This is a genomic window from Streptomyces sp. NPDC101194 (genome assembly GCF_044767885.1).
Lineage (GTDB): Bacteria > Actinomycetota > Actinomycetes > Streptomycetales > Streptomycetaceae > Streptomyces.
The window spans coordinates 1,182,096-1,198,833 of the sequence record NZ_JBIWOS010000001.1 but is presented as its reverse complement, the minus strand read 5'-3'; the positions used below and the strand labels follow the sequence as shown (position 1 = coordinate 1,198,833).

At 72.3% G+C, this 16,738-nt stretch carries 10 protein-coding genes and 1 pseudogene; 7 read left to right on the top strand and 4 right to left on the bottom strand.

What is annotated here, in order from left to right:
* Positions 1-73: 73 nt before the first annotated feature.
* The 3 genes from ACIRP2_RS05255 to ACIRP2_RS05245 form a co-directional block, all read right to left on the bottom strand.
* Positions 74-1,534 (bottom strand): glutamate synthase subunit beta, encoded by a 1,461-nt coding sequence (locus tag ACIRP2_RS05255; protein ID WP_404246688.1) that lies wholly within the window; start codon positions 1,532-1,534, stop codon positions 74-76.
* The gene (gene gltB, locus ACIRP2_RS05250) at positions 1,527-6,122 is read right to left on the bottom strand and encodes a glutamate synthase large subunit (protein WP_404246686.1); all 4,596 of its coding nucleotides are present in this window, start codon (positions 6,120-6,122) and stop codon (positions 1,527-1,529) included. The genes ACIRP2_RS05255 and gltB overlap by 8 nt, the downstream gene beginning before the upstream one ends.
* A gap of 442 nt (positions 6,123-6,564) precedes the next feature.
* The gene (locus ACIRP2_RS05245; protein ID WP_404246684.1) at positions 6,565-7,299 is read right to left on the bottom strand and encodes a VIT1/CCC1 transporter family protein; all 735 of its coding nucleotides are present in this window, start codon (positions 7,297-7,299) and stop codon (positions 6,565-6,567) included.
* 262 nt (positions 7,300-7,561) lie between these two features.
* Between ACIRP2_RS05245 and ACIRP2_RS05240 the strand changes: the two are divergent.
* The 7 genes and pseudogenes from ACIRP2_RS05240 to ACIRP2_RS05210 all read left to right on the top strand — a co-directional run.
* Positions 7,562-8,648: pseudogene (locus tag ACIRP2_RS05240) on the top strand (ADP-ribosylglycohydrolase family protein); the annotation flags it as partial.
* A 275-nt stretch (positions 8,649-8,923) separates the two neighbouring features.
* Positions 8,924-10,102, top strand: a complete 1,179-nt coding sequence (locus tag ACIRP2_RS05235) for an ADP-ribosylglycohydrolase family protein (protein ID WP_404247183.1) — start codon at positions 8,924-8,926, stop codon at positions 10,100-10,102.
* Entirely contained in the window at positions 10,044-11,231 is a 1,188-nt protein-coding gene (locus tag ACIRP2_RS05230; RefSeq protein WP_404246682.1) for an ADP-ribosylglycohydrolase family protein, read from the top strand. The genes ACIRP2_RS05235 and ACIRP2_RS05230 overlap by 59 nt, the downstream gene beginning before the upstream one ends.
* Positions 11,228-12,601 (top strand): ADP-ribosylglycohydrolase family protein, encoded by a 1,374-nt coding sequence (locus ACIRP2_RS05225; RefSeq protein ID WP_404246680.1) that lies wholly within the window; start codon positions 11,228-11,230, stop codon positions 12,599-12,601. Before ACIRP2_RS05230 ends, ACIRP2_RS05225 begins: the two co-directional genes overlap by 4 nt.
* Entirely contained in the window at positions 12,598-13,482 is an 885-nt protein-coding gene (gene rbsK / locus ACIRP2_RS05220) for a ribokinase (RefSeq protein ID WP_404246678.1), read from the top strand. Before ACIRP2_RS05225 ends, rbsK begins: the two co-directional genes overlap by 4 nt.
* Positions 13,479-14,678, top strand: coding sequence for a CaiB/BaiF CoA transferase family protein (locus ACIRP2_RS05215; RefSeq protein WP_404246676.1), 1,200 nt, complete (start codon positions 13,479-13,481; stop codon positions 14,676-14,678). The genes rbsK and ACIRP2_RS05215 overlap by 4 nt, the downstream gene beginning before the upstream one ends.
* Positions 14,675-15,487 (top strand): HpcH/HpaI aldolase/citrate lyase family protein, encoded by an 813-nt coding sequence (locus ACIRP2_RS05210; protein ID WP_404246674.1) that lies wholly within the window; start codon positions 14,675-14,677, stop codon positions 15,485-15,487. Before ACIRP2_RS05215 ends, ACIRP2_RS05210 begins: the two co-directional genes overlap by 4 nt.
* A gap of 101 nt (positions 15,488-15,588) precedes the next feature.
* Here ACIRP2_RS05210 and lgt read toward each other — a convergent pair whose 3' ends face one another.
* Positions 15,589-16,641, bottom strand: coding sequence for a prolipoprotein diacylglyceryl transferase (gene lgt / locus ACIRP2_RS05205; RefSeq protein WP_404246672.1), 1,053 nt, complete (start codon positions 16,639-16,641; stop codon positions 15,589-15,591).
* Between the last annotated feature and the right edge of the window lie 97 nt (positions 16,642-16,738).

Genomic DNA, 16,738 nt, shown 5'->3' with positions numbered 1-16,738 from the left:
TCCGGTCGGGGACGGGCAGGCGCCGCGTTCAGTTCCGTACGCCTTTGTACGGGACGTCCTTGTGTGCCGTGGTTCAGACCGTCAGGGCACGGTCCGTCGGGCGGATCGGGGCCGGCAGGGTGCTGGCTCCGGTCAGGAAGCGGTCCACTCCGCGTGCCGCGGAGCGGCCCTCGGCGATGGCCCACACGATGAGGGACTGGCCGCGGCCCGCGTCGCCGGCGACGAACACGCCGCCGACGTTGGTGGCGTAGTCCGCGTCGCGCGCGACATTGCCGCGCTCGTCGAGCTCCAGGCCGAACTGCTGGACCAGGCCGTTGGACTGGTCGGTGCCGGTGAAGCCCATGGCCAGGGTGACCAGCTGTGCGGGGATCCTCCGCTCGGTGCCGGGCTTCTGTTCCAGCCTGCCGTCCTTGAACTCCACCTCGACCAGGTGCAGCGCCTGGACGTTGCCGTCCTCGTCGCCCTCGAAGTGGGTGGTGGAGACGGAGTACACGCGCTCGCCGCCCTCCTCGTGCGCGGAGGTGACCTTGTAGAGCATCGGGAAGGTCGGCCAGGGCTGGTTGGCGTTACGGTCCTCGCCCGGCCGGGGCATGATCTCCAGCTGGGTGACGGAGAGCGCGCCCTGGCGGTGGGCGGTGCCGACGCAGTCGGCGCCGGTGTCGCCGCCGCCGATGACGACGACGTGCTTGCCCTCGGCGGTGATCGGGGAGACCGTCAGGTCGCCCTCCTGCACCTTGTTGGCGAGCGGCAGGTACTCCATGGCGAAGTGCACACCGTTCAGCTCACGGCCCGGGACGGCCAGGTCGCGGGAGACGGTGGCACCGGCGGCGACGACGACCGCGTCGTACCGGCGGCGGAGCTTGGCGGCGTCGATGTCCCTGCCGATCTCCGTCTCCGTGCGGAACTTGGTGCCTTCCGCGCGCATCTGCTCGATACGGCGGTTGATGTGCGACTTCTCCATCTTGAACTCGGGGATGCCGTAACGGAGAAGGCCTCCGATGCGGTCCGCGCGCTCGTAGACGGCGACCGTGTGGCCGGCCCGGGTCAGCTGCTGGGCCGCGGCGAGGCCCGCCGGGCCGGAGCCGATGACGGCGACGGTCTTGCCGGAGAGCCGCTCGGGCGGCTGCGGGGTGACGTCGCCGCTGTCCCACGCCTTGTCGATGATGGAGACTTCGACGTTCTTGATGGTGACGGCCGGCTGGTTGATGCCGAGCACGCACGCCGCCTCGCACGGGGCCGGGCAGAGCCGCCCGGTGAACTCCGGGAAATTGTTCGTGGCGTGCAGGCGCTCGGACGCGGCCGTCCAGTCCTCGCGGTAGGCGTAGTCGTTCCACTCGGGGATGAGGTTTCCGAGCGGGCAGCCGTTGTGGCAGAACGGGATGCCGCAGTCCATGCAGCGGCCGGCCTGCTTGCTGATGATCGGGAGCAGCGAGCCCGGAACGTAGACCTCGTTCCAGTCCTTGACCCGCTCGCCCACGGGGCGGGTCTCGGCGACCGCGCGCCCGGTGGTCAGGAAGCCCTTGGGGTCAGCCATTGGTCGCCGCCTCCATCATCTTCTCGGTGGTCTCCTGTTCGGAGAGACCGGCGAGCTCAGCGGCGTCCTTGGCGGCGAGCACTGCCTTGTACGTGGACGGAATGATCTTGCTGAAGCGGGAGACGCCGCCGTCGGCGCTGTCCCACTCGGCGAGCAGCTTCTCGGCGACCGTGGACCCGGTCTCCTCCTGGTGGCGGCGCACCACGTCGTGCAGCCACTGCTCATCGGTGTCGGAGAGGGCCTCGATCGCGCCGAGGTTGCCGGAGTTGACGTTGTCGCGGTCCAGGTCGATGACGTACGCGACGCCGCCCGACATGCCTGCGGCGAAGTTGCGTCCGGTCTCCCCGAGCACGACGGCGTGGCCGCCGGTCATGTACTCGCAGCCGTGGTCGCCCACACCTTCCGAGACGACCGTCGCGCCGGAGTTGCGGACGCAGAAGCGCTCCCCGGTCCGGCCGCGCAGGAACAGCTCGCCGCCGGTGGCACCGTAGGCGATCGTGTTGCCCGCGATGGTGGAGTACTCGGCGAGGTGGTCGGCGCCGCGGTCCGGGCGGACGACGACGCGACCGCCGGAGAGGCCCTTGCCGACGTAGTCGTTGGCGTCGCCCTCCAGGCGCAGGGTCACTCCGCTCGGCACGAACGCGCCGAAGGACTGGCCCGCGGAGCCGGTGAACGTGATGTCGATGGTGTCCTGCGGCAGACCGGCGCCGCCGAACTTCTTCGTCACCTCGTGGCCGAGCATGGTGCCGACGGTCCGGTTGATGTTGCGGATCGCGATCTGGGCCCGGACCGGCTGGGCGGCCTCGGCGCTCTCCGCGTTCAGGGCGTCGGCGGCGAGCTTGATCAGCTCGTTGTCGAGCGCCTTGGCGAGACCGTGGTCCTGCTCGATCCGCTGGTGACGGACCGCGTCCTCGGGCAGCTCCGGGACGTGGAACAGGGGCTCCAGCTCCAGGCCCTGCGCCTTCCAGTGGGTGATCGCACGGTCGGTGTCGAGCAGCTCGGCGTGGCCGACGGCCTCCTCGATCGTACGGAAGCCCAGCTCGGCGAGGAGTTCACGGACCTCCTGGGCGATGAACTCGAAGAAGTTGACGACGTACTCGGCCTTGCCCGAGAACCGGCTCCGCAGGACCGGGTTCTGCGTGGCGATGCCGACCGGGCAGGTGTCCAGGTGACAGACGCGCATCATCACGCAGCCGGAGACGACGAGCGGCGCGGTCGCGAAACCGAACTCCTCGGCGCCCAGCAGCGCGGCGATCACGACGTCGCGGCCGGTCTTCAGCTGGCCGTCGGTCTGCACGACGATGCGGTCGCGCAGGCCGTTGAGCAGCAGGGTCTGCTGGGTCTCGGCGAGGCCCAGCTCCCAGGGACCGCCCGCGTGCTTCAGCGAGGTGAGCGGGGAGGCGCCCGTTCCGCCGTCGTGGCCGGAGATCAGGACGACATCCGCGTGCGCCTTGGAGACGCCCGCGGCGACCGTGCCGACGCCGACCTCGGAGACCAGCTTCACGTGGATGCGGGCCGCCGGGTTGGCGTTCTTGAGGTCGTGGATCAGCTGGGCCAGGTCCTCGATGGAGTAGATGTCGTGGTGCGGCGGCGGCGAGATCAGGCCGACGCCCGGGGTGGAGTGCCGGGTCCTGGCGACCCAGGGGTAGACCTTGTGGCCGGGCAGCTGGCCGCCCTCGCCGGGCTTGGCACCCTGCGCCATCTTGATCTGGATGTCGTCCGCGTTGACCAGGTACTCGCTGGTCACACCGAAGCGGCCGGAGGCGACCTGCTTGATGGACGAGCGGCGCGCCGGGTCGTGGAGCCGGTCCGCGTCCTCGCCGCCCTCACCGGTGTTGGACTTGCCGCCCAGCCGGTTCATGGCGATGGCGAGGGTCTCGTGCGCCTCGCGGGAGATCGAGCCGTACGACATCGCGCCGGTGGAGAAGCGCTTGACGATGTCGGAGACGGACTCGACCTCGTCGATGGAGACCGGCTCCCGGTCGCTCCTGCCGTTCTCATGTGTCTTGAGGGCGAACAGACCCCGGAGCGTCATCAGGCGCTCGGACTGCTCGTTCACCCGGTCCGTGTACTTCTTGAAGATGTCGTACCGCTTGGTGCGCGTGGCGTGCTGGAGGCGGAAGACCGTCTCCGGGTCGAACAGGTGCGGCTCGCCCTCGCGGCGCCACTGGTACTCGCCGCCGATCTCCAGCGCGCGGTGCGAGGCGGAGATGCCGGAGGCCGGGTACGCCTTGGCGTGGCGGGCGGCGACCTCCTGGGCGACGACGTCGAGACCGGCGCCGCCGATCTTGCTGGCGGTGCCGTTGAAGTACTTCACGACGAAGTCCTCGTTCAGGCCGACGGCCTCGAAGACCTGGGCGCCGCGGTAGGAGGCGACCGTCGAGATGCCCATCTTGGACATGACCTTCAGGACGCCCTTGCCGAGCGCGTGGATCAGGTTCCGGATGGCCGTCTCGGGCTCGATGCCCTCGATGAACGTTCCGGCGCGGACCAGGTCCTCGACGGACTCCATCGCCAGGTACGGGTTGACCGCGGCGGCGCCGTAGCCGATGAGCAGCGCGACGTGGTGGACCTCGCGGACGTCCCCGGCCTCGACCAGCAGACCGACCTGGGTGCGCTGCTTGGTGCGGATGAGGTGGTGGTGGACGGCGGAGGTGAGCAGCAGCGAGGGGATCGGCGCGTGCTCGGCGTCGGAGTGCCGGTCGGACAGGACGATCAGGCGGGCGCCGTCCTCTATCGCGGCGTCGACCTCGGCGCAGATCTGCTCGATCCGCGCGGCGAGGGCCTCTCCGCCGCCGCCGACCCGGTAGAGACCGGAGAGCGTGGCGGCCTTCATCCCCGGCATGTCGCCGTCGGCGTTGATGTGTATCAGCTTGGCCAGCTCGTCGTTGTCGATCACCGGGAACGGCAGCGTGACGCTGCGGCAGGACGCGGCGGTCGGCTCCAGCAGGTTGCCCTGCGGGCCGAGCGTGGAGCGCAGCGAGGTGACGAGCTCCTCGCGGATGGCGTCCAGCGGAGGGTTGGTGACCTGCGCGAACAACTGGGTGAAGTAGTCGAAGAGCAGCCGGGGGCGCTCGGACAGGGCGGCGATCGGCGAGTCCGTGCCCATGGAGCCGAGCGGTTCGCCTGCGGTGCGGGCCATCGGCGCGAGGATGACGCGCAGCTCTTCCTCGGTGTAGCCGAAGGTCTGCTGGCGGCGGGTGACGGAGGCGTGCGTGTGCACGATGTGCTCCCGCTCGGGGAGGTCCTCCAGCTCGATCTCGCCGGCCTCCAGCCAGTCCTGGTACGGCTGCTCGGCTGCGAGGGCCGCCTTGATCTCGTCGTCCTCGATGATGCGGCCCTCGGCCGTGTCCACGAGGAACATCCTGCCGGGCTGGAGGCGGCCCTTGCGGACCACCTTGGCGGGGTCGATGTCCAGGACACCGACCTCGGAGGAGAGCACGACGAGGCCGTCGTCGGTGACCCAGTAGCGGCCGGGGCGCAGCCCGTTGCGGTCCAGCACCGCACCGACCTGGGTGCCGTCCGTGAAGGTGACGCAGGCCGGGCCGTCCCAGGGCTCCATCATCGTGGAGTGGTACTGGTAGAAGGCGCGGCGGGCCGGGTCCATGGCCTTCTGGGATTCGGGGCTCTCCCACGCCTCGGGGACCATCATCAGCACCGAGTGCGGCAGCGACCGTCCGCCGAGGTGGAGCAGCTCCAGGACCTCGTCGAAGGAGGCGGAGTCGGAGGCGTCCGGGGTGCAGACGGGGAAGATCCGGTCCAGCTGCGCGGCCCCGAAGAGGCTGGTGGCGAGCTGGGACTCGCGGGCCTTCATCCAGTTGCGGTTGCCCTTGACCGTGTTGATCTCACCGTTGTGCGCGACGAAGCGGTACGGGTGGGCGAGCGGCCAGCTCGGGAAGGTGTTCGTGGAGAACCGCGAGTGCACCAGCGCCACGGCGGTGGCGAAGCGGCGGTCGGAGAGGTCCGGGAAGAACGGCTCCAGCTGCCCCGTGGTGAGCATGCCCTTGTAGACGATCGTGCGGGCGGAGAGCGAGGGGAAGTACACCCCGGCCTCCCGCTCGGCGCGCTTGCGCAGCACGAAGGCCTTGCGGTCGAGCGCGATGCCGGTGTTCTCGCCGTCCGTGACGAAGAGCTGACGGAATTCCGGCATGGTGGCGCGGGCGCCCTTGCCGAGGATGTCCGGGGTGACGGGGACCTGACGCCAGCCGAGGACCCTGAGGCCCTCCTCGGCGGAGATCTTCTCCAGCTTCCGGACGGCCTCGGTGGAGTCGTCCGCGGGCAGGAAGGCGATTCCGACGCCGTAGGCACCGGCCTCGGGGAGGTCGAAGGCGACCTCGTCGCGGAGGAAGGCGTCCGGTACCTGGAGGAGGATTCCGGCTCCGTCGCCGGAGTCGGGCTCGGATCCGGTGGCACCGCGGTGTTCGAGGTTGCGCAGTACGGTCAGCGCCTGCTCGACCAGCTCATGGCTGGCCACACCGGTCAGGGTGGCCACGAACCCGACACCACAGGCGTCGTGCTCGTTACGGGGGTCGTACAGCCCCTGCTGGGCGGGGCGACCGTCCATGGGCGACCAGGCGTCGGTACGCATGGGCTCTCCCGTCGTCGTCGTGGCATGTGCAGTGCCGAGGGACGACGTTGGCCCTCTGCGAAATTTCGTGCAGGTTACATAATGGGGCGCTTCTCAAAAAGCGGATAGCCCGTTCCAACATCCGGACACCGTCCGAGGCGGTGGGGTGGGTCGCAGTCGGAGGATCGGCGCCCGGGGGGACCGCAGAGAGCAGGCGTCGTTGCCCGCGGTGTCTACGGCTCTTGCCCGGCGACGAGGGAAATGAAACCGCCGGGTAATGGCTACTTATGTGCAGCCCTGCATAGAGACTCATTTTACGTCGGGCGGAACCGGTCCGCCCAGAGGCGGCCCCCAAGACGTACGTCACACCGATGGCGGACACGCCACGGAACGAAGCCCGCCCGGCACGCGAGGACGACGCCTCCGGCCGGACGGGCTCCATGTCATGCCCCCGTCTGCGTGGTCAGCCTCCGACGGCCACGCCGAACAGCGTGCCCAGACCGTAGGTGATCGCCGCGGCGGCCCCGCCGAGCGCCAGCTGCCGCAGTCCGCTGTACAGCCAGCTGCGCGCCGTCACCCTGGCCACCACCGCACCGCAGGCGAAGAGCCCGACCAGGGCCAGCAGCACGGCCGGCCACAGCGCGCTCGCCCCGAGCAGATACGGCAGTACGGGCAACAGGGCCCCGAGCGCGAACGCGCCGAACGACGACACCGCGGCGACGAGCGGCGAGGGCAGATCGCCGGGATCGATGCCGAGCTCCTCGCGGGCGTGGATCTCCAGGGCCTGCTCCGGATCGCGCGACAGCTGGCGCGCGACCTCGCGGGCGAGACGGGGCTCGACGCCGCGGGACTCGTAGAGCGCGGCGAGCTCCCGCTCCTCGTCCTTGGGATGCTTGCGCAACTCGCGTCGCTCGACGTCGAGTTCGGCCTCGACGAGCTCACGCTGCGAGGCGACGGAGGTGTATTCGCCGGCCGCCATGGAGAAGGCACCGGCAGCCAGGCCCGCCAGGCCGGTGATCACGATCGTCTGGTGGGACACGGCGCCACCCGCGACGCCGGTCATCAGCGCGAGGTTGGAGACGAGCCCGTCCATGGCGCCGAACACCGCCGGGCGCAGCCAGCCACCGTTCACATCACGGTGGGTGTGGTTGTCGCGGTGCGCCTCGTGCAGTACGGCGTCGGTCTCGATGATGGACACAGCTCTCCCCTTCTCCGGCAGCGGGTTCCACGCGCTCCGCCCCCGCTCAGCACCATCGAAAGTACGCACGAAAATGAGCCCCCGCCAGCAAGGCAGGCCGTACTTACCTGCCCTCTGACCAGGTAAGTACGGCCTGCCTTGCCACTTCCGGGCCATCATCCGACTGGCCCTTTTGTTGCGATTTCGGCCTCTGCCGAGGTTCCGCGTGGCACATATCGAGGAGGCACGAGAACGGGCCCGGTGCGAGCGAAGGGTCGACGCGATGGAGTCGGTTGCAGGAAATCCGGCGGAGTCTCGGACGCATGGCGGCCGGGCGGCGGTACGGGACGGCGCGCCCGGCGGGGACCCGGGCGACCGGGCCCGGGGCGCACTGCTCGGTCTCGCGGTCGGTGATGCGCTGGGCGCACCGGCGGAGAACCTGCGGCCGTCCGAGATCCGCCGTCGCTGGGGCCGGATCGAGGGCTTCGTGAGCGACGACCCCGCGGGCACGGACGACACGGAGTACGCGATCTTCTCCGGGCTGCTCCTCGCGCGACACGGTTCGGCGCTGACGGTCACCCATGTGGAGCGGGCGTGGCACCTGTGGATCGCCGACCTGGACGAAGGGCCGTTCCGCGGTGCCGGGTTCAGCGAGCGGGGGACGCTGGAGAATCTGCGCCGGGGCCTGGCCGCCCCGATCTCCGCCCAGCACCGGCACGCCTGGAGCGACGGCCTGGCGATGCGGGCGGCGCCGTTCGGTGTCTTCGCGGCGGGCCGGCCGGACGAGGCGGCGCGCCTGGTCGCGGTCGACGGGCGGGTCAGCCACGACGGGGAGGGCATCTACGGCGGCCAGGCGGTGGCGGCCGGGGTGGCCGCCGCGATGGCGGGCGCCGGGGTCGCGTCGGTGATCGCCGCCGCGCTGTCCGTCGTCCCCATGGACTCCTGGACGGCACGTTCGCTGCGGCGCGCCGTGGCCGCCGCGCAGCGCACGTACCCCGACCGGCTCACCGGGGAACGCGCGGTGCGCTCCGCGGTGGTCGTCGGCGGCTATCCGTGGACGGACCTGGCCCCCGAGGCGGTCGGCCTGGCCTTCGGAGCGTTCGCGGCGGCGCGCGGCGACTTCCGCACGGCGGTGCTGACCGCGGTCAACATGGGCCGCGACGCGGACACGACGGCCGCGGTGGCGGGGGCCCTGGCCGGCGCCCTGCACGGGGCGTCGGCGATTCCGCGGCACTGGGGGGAGGCGATCGGCCCGGTACGGGGCAGTTGCCTGCCGTCGATGCGGGGCTACCACGTCCTGGACATCGCGGAGTTGCTCACCCCGGACGACGCGGACGAGGCGGACGAGCACGGGCGGGGTGGGGCTCGTACGCCCGAGCGCGGACGGGCGCACGCCGCAGGCACCGAGCACGCCCCGTCCGCCACCGGCCAGGAGGGCCCGGCACGGGACGACCCGCGTGCGGACGCGGGCGGCACGCCTCACACGTCCACGGCCGGACCGTCGCACAACGCCCCCGTCGCACCCGCCACCGCGCGCGAAGCGCACCGGGACGCCCCGCACGACACCCACCGCCCCGCCCCCCGCACCCCTGCCTCCGCGCCCGCCCGGTTCCGCACCCACCCCTCCCCCGGTCATCGGGCCCGGATCGAGGGGCTGTTGCTCGGGCTCGCCGCCGGGGACGCCGCCGGGTGGCCCGCCGCGCGGCACCGGGCCGCCCGGATGCCCGAGTGGACCCGGCGCCTCACCCGGGAGCTCGACACCTTCGCCGAGCAGAACGCCACGACCACCCTGCCCGTCCCCATCGCCCTCAACCAGCCGCCCGAGCCCCTGCGGCTCGGGCCGTCCGACGACGCCGAATGGGCGGCGTTCGCCGCCGGGACCGTGCTCGCCTCGACAGCCGGTCCGCTGCACGGGCTGTCCCCCGACCACCGGATGCGGGCCGCCATCGACGTCGCCTGGAACGCGCTGGCGGCCGAGGTCGCCGCGGCTGCCGCCCGCGCCCCCGAGGTCGAGTCCGCGGTGCTCCCGCTGCGTGCCCGGATCTCGGTACGGGCCGGACTCGGCAATCTCGCCGCCGGGTTGCGCCCGCCCGCCACCGGCCACGACAACCCGCACTACTTCGACGACGCGGCCTGCGTGCGGGCCGCCGTGCTCGCCGTCGCCCACCCCGCCGACCCGGCGGCCGCAGCCGACCTCGCCGAGTTCGACGCCCGCTACACCCAGGACGGCGACGGGGTGCACGGCGCCCGCGCGATGGCGGCGGCGATCGCCGAGGCACTGGGCGGCGCGGATGTGGACACGGCGGTGAACGCCGCGCTCGCGCAGCTCCCCGACGGCACCGAGATCGCCCGCAACGCCGCCCATGCCGTCCGGATCGCCCGTGACTTCGTCGGCGAGGCGGCGGGCGCGTTCGCCCTGGTGCCGGTGCTGGAGCATCAGATCGTCGACCACGTCTACAGCTACGGGATCGCCGCCGCCGAGACCGTCCCGGTCGCGCTCGCCCTGGCCACCGCGGCCCGCGGCCGGATCGCCCAGGCCGTTCCCGCGGCGGCGTGCCTGTCACGGGTGGCCGACTCCGCGCCCGCGCTGGCCGGCGCGCTGACCGGCGCGCTCTGCGGCATCGGCGCCGTCCCGGACGGCTGGCGCGACGCCTGCCGCACCTTGGCGGGGTGTGCGCTGCCCCGTCTCGCGGGGACCGATCTGATCGAACTCGCCGGACTGCTGGCAGCCACGGAACCGAAGCCCATGGGTGGACAATTCGGACATGACATCCATGACGCCCGTACGGTCCGGGGCGAGAACCACGGTACTCACACTCGATGAGCGGATCACGGGAGCACTCGTCGGCGCCGCGGTCGGCGACGCGCTCGGCGGTCCGGTCGAGGGCCGGCCCCCCGAGCAGATCATGGCCCGCCACGGTGGGCGGATCAGCGGCATCGTCGGCCCGTGGGACGGCGACGACTGGCGAACGGCCCGCCCCATCGCCCCGTACCACAAGGGCGACGGGCACGTCACCGACGACACCTTGATGACCCATGCGCTGGTACGGGTGTACGACGCCGTGCGCGACCACCTCGACGCGTACGCGGTCGCCGACCACCTCGTGCCGGAGCTGATCTCCACCCCCCGCTGGATTCCGGAGCTGGAGGCCGACGCACTGCCGCTGCAGCGGATCTTCCTCGCCGAGAAGTGGATCGTCGCGCGGCTGCACTACGGTCATGTCGATCCGCGCGAGGCGGGTTCCGGAAACATCGTCAACTGCGGTGCGGCGATGTACATGGCACCGGTGGGCCTGGTCAACGCCGCCCACCCGGAGGCCGCGTACGCCGAGGCGCTGGATGTCGCCGGCGCCCATCAGTCCTCCTACGGCAGGGAAGCGGCCGGAGTCTTCGCCGCGGCGGTCGCCGCCGCGTGCGCCCCGGACGCGACGCCCGCCGGCGTCGTCGAGACCTGTCTCTCGCTCGCCAAGGACGGCACCCGGTCCGCCATCGAGGCGGTGTGCGAAGTGGCCGCCCGTCACCACGACTTCGAGACCGCGCTCGCTCCGCTGCGCGCCGCCGTCGCACCCTTCGACACCGTGGGCCCCGACTACCGAGCCCCCTCCCTCGGCGCCCGCCGGCCGTCCCGGCTGCACGCCATCGAGGAACTCCCGATCGCGCTGGGCATGCTGCTCGTCGCGGACGGCGACTACCGGCACGCGGTCCTCGGCTCGGTGAACTACGGCCGGGACTGCGACTCGATCGCCACCATGAGCGGTGCCGTCGCGGGCGCGCTCCACGGCGAACCGGCGGTCCCCGCCGACTGGGTGAGAACGGTCGCCGAGGCCAGCCGGCTCGATCTGCACGCCCCCGCGCGGGCCCTGGCGGGCGTCGCCCGCGAGGTGTTCGCACGGGACACGGCCCGGCGCCGCGCCCACGAGTCGGCGTTCGCCGCGCTGGCGGGTACGCCATGACCCTCCGGGTGACGTGGGTGCAGCCCGAGGACCTGGTCGGACACGAGCTGCGCCAGGCCGCCGAGGACGGGCGGGACGCAAGGACCGTCGCCCGCCGGTGGTACGAGGCGGGCGGCGCCCCCGCGCCGGAACGGGGCGGCGCGTCGACCCCTCCGGCGCCGGAGCTGCGCGCGCTCGCCGAACGACTGCTCGACGAACTCGCCCTGCTGGAATCGCCGTTGGAGGCAGACGAACCGACGGACCTGGCCGCGGTCCGGGCCGCCTGTCCGAACTGGCCGGCCCCCCGCGAGGACCGGACGCCGGTGAGCCACGAGCGGCTGCACGCCGCCTGGCTGGGCCGGGCCGCCGGTTGTCTGCTCGGCAAACCCGTCGAGAAACTGCCGCTCGCCGGTATCCGCGCACTGGCCCGTGCCACCGGCAACTGGCCGCTGACCACGTGGTTCACCGCCAAGGGGCTGCCCTCCGAGCTGGCCGCCACCTACCCCTGGAACCGTCGCTCCGCGTCCACCTCCCTGGCCGAGAACATCGACGGCATGCCGGAGGACGACGACCTCGACCACCCCCTGCTCACCCTGCTGCTGCTCCAACGGTACGGACCGTCCTTCACCACCTGCGATCTCGCCCGGCTCTGGCTCGACGAACTCCCGGCCGGCCGCACGTTCACCGCCGAGCGGGTCGCGTACCGCAATCTGCTGGACGGGATCGAGCCCCCGCGCACCGCCCGGTACCGCAATCCGTTCCGGGAGTGGATCGGTGCGCAGATCCGGGCCGATGTGCACGGCTGGACGCATCCGGGCGACCCGTCGGCCGCGGCGGAGCAGGCCCACCGGGACGCGGTCCTCACCCACACCGCCAACGGGGTGTACGGGGCGATGTTCGCCGCCGCCGCACTCGCCGAAGCGGCCGGCGGCGGGCACGACGTGCACGGCTGTCTGGCCGCCGGGCTGCGCGTCGTGCCGCCGCGTTCGCGGTTCGCGCAGGCGGTGCGATTCGGCATCGCTGCGGCCCGCGGCGCGAAGGGCTTCGACGCGGTGGCCGACCGGCTGCACGCCGAGTACGGCGCGTACCACTGGGTCCATGTGCTGCCCAACGCCGCCCTGCTGGCGGCGGCCCTCACCCATGCCGACGGCGACTACTCCGACTCCATCTGCCGTGCGGTGTCGGGCGGCTGGGACACCGACTCCAACGGCGCGGCCGCCGGTTCACTCGCCGGACTGCTGGCCGGGAGCCCCGGCGCGCTGCCCGACCGCTGGACCGTCCCGCTGAAGAACCGTCTGGCCACGTCGGTCGCCGGATTCGACTCCATCGGCTTCGACGCCCTCGCCGAACAGACCCACCGGCTCACCCTCAAGGAGGCACTCCGCCCATGACCGGCATCGCGGTGCTCGGCAGCACCAACATGGATCTTGTCGCGTACGTCGCACGGGCTCCGGAGCGAGGAGAGACCGTCACCGGACGGGAGTTCCGTACCGTTCCCGGCGGCAAGGGCGCCAACCAGGCCGTCGCCGCCGCCCGCGCGGGCGGTGACGTGACGATGATCGGCGCGGTCGGCGACGACGAGTACGGCGCCGTGCTGCGCTCCAACCTGGAGCACGCGGGCGTCGACACCGATCTGCTGCACACGGCCGAGGGCCCCTCCGGCACCGCGCACATCGTCGTCGACGACCTGGGTTCCCACTCCATCGTGGTGATCCCCGGCGCCAACGGCACCGTCACCGCCCTCGGCCCCGGCGAGATGGCCGCCGTCGCCGGGGCCGATCTGCTGCTGCTCCAGTTGGAGCTGCCGCTGTCCGCCGTGCTGGAGGGTGCGCGCGTGGCGCACGCGCAGGGAGTACGGACCATCCTCACCCCGTCCCCCGTACAGCCGCTGCCCGCCGAACTCCTCGACTGTGTCGACCTGCTGATCCCCAACGAGCACGAGGCGGCCGCGCTCACCGGCGCCACGGACCCCCGTGCGGCGGCGCAGCTGCTGCTCGGCCAGGTCCCCGCGGTCGTGGTCACGCTCGGCTCGAAGGGCTGCCTGTACGCGGCCCGGGGCGGCGAGCCCGTCCTCTTCCCCGCCCCCGAGGTCACCGCGGTGGACTCCACCGGGGCCGGGGACACCTTCGTCGGGACGCTCGCCGTGGCGCTCGGCGAGCGGCGGCCCGTACCCGAGTCACTGGCCTGGGCGTCCTCCGCCGCCGCGCTGTGCGTTCAACGGCCGGGCGCCTCGACCTCCATGCCGTACCGCAGTGAGATCGACGCCGCATGAACACGACCGCGCAGGCGCCGCTGACCGGGCTGCGGGTCATCGACCTCGCCACGCTCTTCGCGGGCCCTCTCTCCGCCACCATGCTGGGTGACTTCGGCGCCGAGGTGATCAAGGTCGAGCATCCGCGCAAGCCCGATCCGTCGCGCGGGCACGGGCCCGCGAAGGACGGCGTCGGCCTGTGGTGGAAACTTCTCGGCCGCAACAAGCGCAATCTGACCCTCGACCTGTCCAGTCCCGGCGGGCGCGACATCCTGCTCCGGCTGGCCGCCGGGACGGATGTGATCATCGAGAACTTCCGGCCCGGCACCCTGGAGCGCTGGGGGCTCGGCTGGGCGGAACTGCACGCCGTCAATCCGCGGCTGGTGCTGGCCAGGGTCACCGGCTTCGGCCAGTTCGGTCCGTACGCGCACCGTCCCGGCTTCGGCACTCTGGCCGAGGCGATGAGCGGGTTCGCCGCGATCACCGGGGAACCGGACGGACCGCCCACGCTCCCGCCGTTCGGGCTCGCCGACTCGATCGCGGCGCTGGCCACCGCGTACGCCGTGATGGCCGCGCTCGCCGGACGCGACAGGACCGGGGAGGGACAGGTCGTCGACATGGCGATCATCGAGCCGATCCTGACCGTGCTCGGCCCGCAGCCGGTCTGGTACGACCAGCTCGGTTACGTACAGCCGCGCACCGGCAACCGCTCCCGGAACAATGCCCCGCGCAACACCTACCGCACCTCGGACGGGCACTGGGTCGCCGTCTCCACCTCCGCGCAGTCGATCGCCGAACGGGTCATGCGCCTGGTCGGCCGGCCCGAACTGATCGAAGAGCCCTGGTTCGGCTCCGGCACCACCCGCGCGGAGCACTCCGACGAACTCGACGAGGCGGTCGGCGACTGGGTCGCCCGGCACACCCGCGAGGAGGCCGTTCGCGCGTTCGAGAAGGCGGAGGCGGCCATCGCACCCGTCCACGGCATCCAGGACGTGATGGAGGACCCGCAGTACCGGGCCCTGGACTCCGTCACCGAGGTGGACGACCCGGAGCTGGGGCCCCTGCGGATGCAGAACGTCCTGTTCCGCCTCTCGGCGACACCGGGCGCGATCCGCTGGGCGGGTCGGCCGCACGGTGCGGACACCGACGAGATCCTCACCGCCCTGGGTCTGTCGGGCCGGGAGATCGCCGCGCTGCGGGCGGAGCGCGTCCTGTGACGGCGATCGTGCCCCTCACCTTCCTGTACGTGCCCGGGGACCGGCCCGAAGTGGTGCGCAAGGCACGCGACGCGGGCGCGGACGTGGTGATCGTCGATCTGGAGGACGCGGTCGCACCGGACCGCAAGGAGTACGCGCGGTCGGCCACCGCCGAGCTGCTGTCCGAAGCGGTGGCGGACACCGCCGTGCCGATCCATGTCCGGGTCCACACCGAGGCGGATGTCCTCGCCCTGGCCGGGCTGCCGGGTCTCGCGGAGTTCCGGCTGCCGAAGATCACGCACGCGGCCACCGTCCACCACATCGCGGCCGTGGCGCCGGGGGTCGCGCTCTGTCCGCTGCTGGAATCGGCGCTCGGCGTCGAGCACGCCTACACGGTCGCCGCCGCCCATCCCCAGGTGCGCTCCATCTCCCTGGGCGAGGCGGACCTCCGGGCCGATCTGGGGGTACGGGACGACACCGGGCTCGACTGGTCGCGCAGCCGGGTCGTGGTCGCCGCCCGCGCGGCCGGACTCGCGCCACCCGCCCAGTCGGTGTTCACGGACGTGCGGGACCTGGACGGCCTGTGGGCGTCCTGCACGCACGGCCGGGCGCTGGGTTTCCTGGGCCGGGCGGCGATCCATCCCCGCCAGCTCCCGGTCATCGAGCGCGCGTTCCGCCCGACGGCGCGGGAGGTCGAGGCGGCGGCCGAGATCGTGGAGGCGGCCGTGACGGACGAGGGCGCGCTGGCCCTGCCGGACGGCCGGTTCGTCGACGCGGCGGTGGTGGCCTCGGCCCGCCGCACGCTGGCGCTGGCCGTGCGGGCGGGGTGACAGCCGGGGGATCCGCTGCGGGCCCGCCCGACCGGCGACGAGGACACGTGTGGGGCCCCGAACCAGGCGGTTCGGGGCCCCACACGTGACGAACGCAGGGCTCAGCCGTTCTTCGCCGCCTCCGCGGCGTCGTTCTTCTGCGGCGTCTTCGCGGCACTGTCATCGGAGTCGTCGGCGCGCTCGGCGGCGCCGACCTCAGGACCCGTGTCCGCGTCGGACGCGACCGCTCCGTCCGCGTCGCCCGAGGTGTCGCCGTCCTTCACGGCATCGGTTCCTTCGCCGTCCCTCACGGCATCGGCTCCTTCGCCGTCCTTCGCGCCTTCGCCGTCCTCGGCATCCACCGCGCCCGGCTCCACGACCTCCTCGCGCCCCGGACGCACCTTCGCCGAGACCACCATGTACACCACCGCCAGCAGGAACACGATCCCCGCGGTCCACACATTGAGGCGTACGCCCAGGATGTGGTGGGCCTCGTCGACCCGCATGTACTCGATCCAGCCCCGTCCCGCGCAGTACGCGGCGACGTAGAGCGCGAACGCCCGGCCGTGACCGAGCTTGAAGCGGCGGTCCGCCCAGATCACCAGCAGGGCGACACCGATGCACCACAGCGACTCGTACAGGAACGTCGGGTGGTACGTGCCCGCGACCCGGTTGGGGCCCTCGCTGATCTTCAGCGCCCACGGCACGTCGGTCGGCTTGCCGTAGAGCTCCTGGTTGAACCAGTTGCCCCAGCGGCCGCAGGCCTGGGCCAGGGCGATACCGGGGGCGAGCGCGTCGGCCCAGGCCGGCAGCGGGATCCCGCGGCGGCGGCAGCCGATCCAGGCACCGACGGCGCCGAGCGCGATCGCACCCCAGATGCCGAGGCCGCCCTGCCAGATCTTGAAGGCGTCGACCCAGTTCTCACCGTCGCTGAAGTACAGCTGGTAGTCGGTGATGACGTGGTAGAGCCGCCCGCCGACGAGGCCGAAGGGCACCGCCCAGACGGCGATGTCGGCAACGGTGCCGGCTCTGCCGCCCCGGGCGATCCAGCGCTTGTTGCCGAACCAGACGGCGACGAAGACGCCGATGATGATGCAGAACGCGTAGCCGCGGAGCGGGATCGGGCCGAGATCGATCACGCCGGTCGACGGACTGGGAATGTAGGCAAGGTCCATGGCAGAGTCGACGCTACCTTGCCGGGTGGGGCCTACGGCAACCCACCCGACAACGTATGGGTAACAGGCCGGTCATGGATTCCCCCTGCCGGCCCAC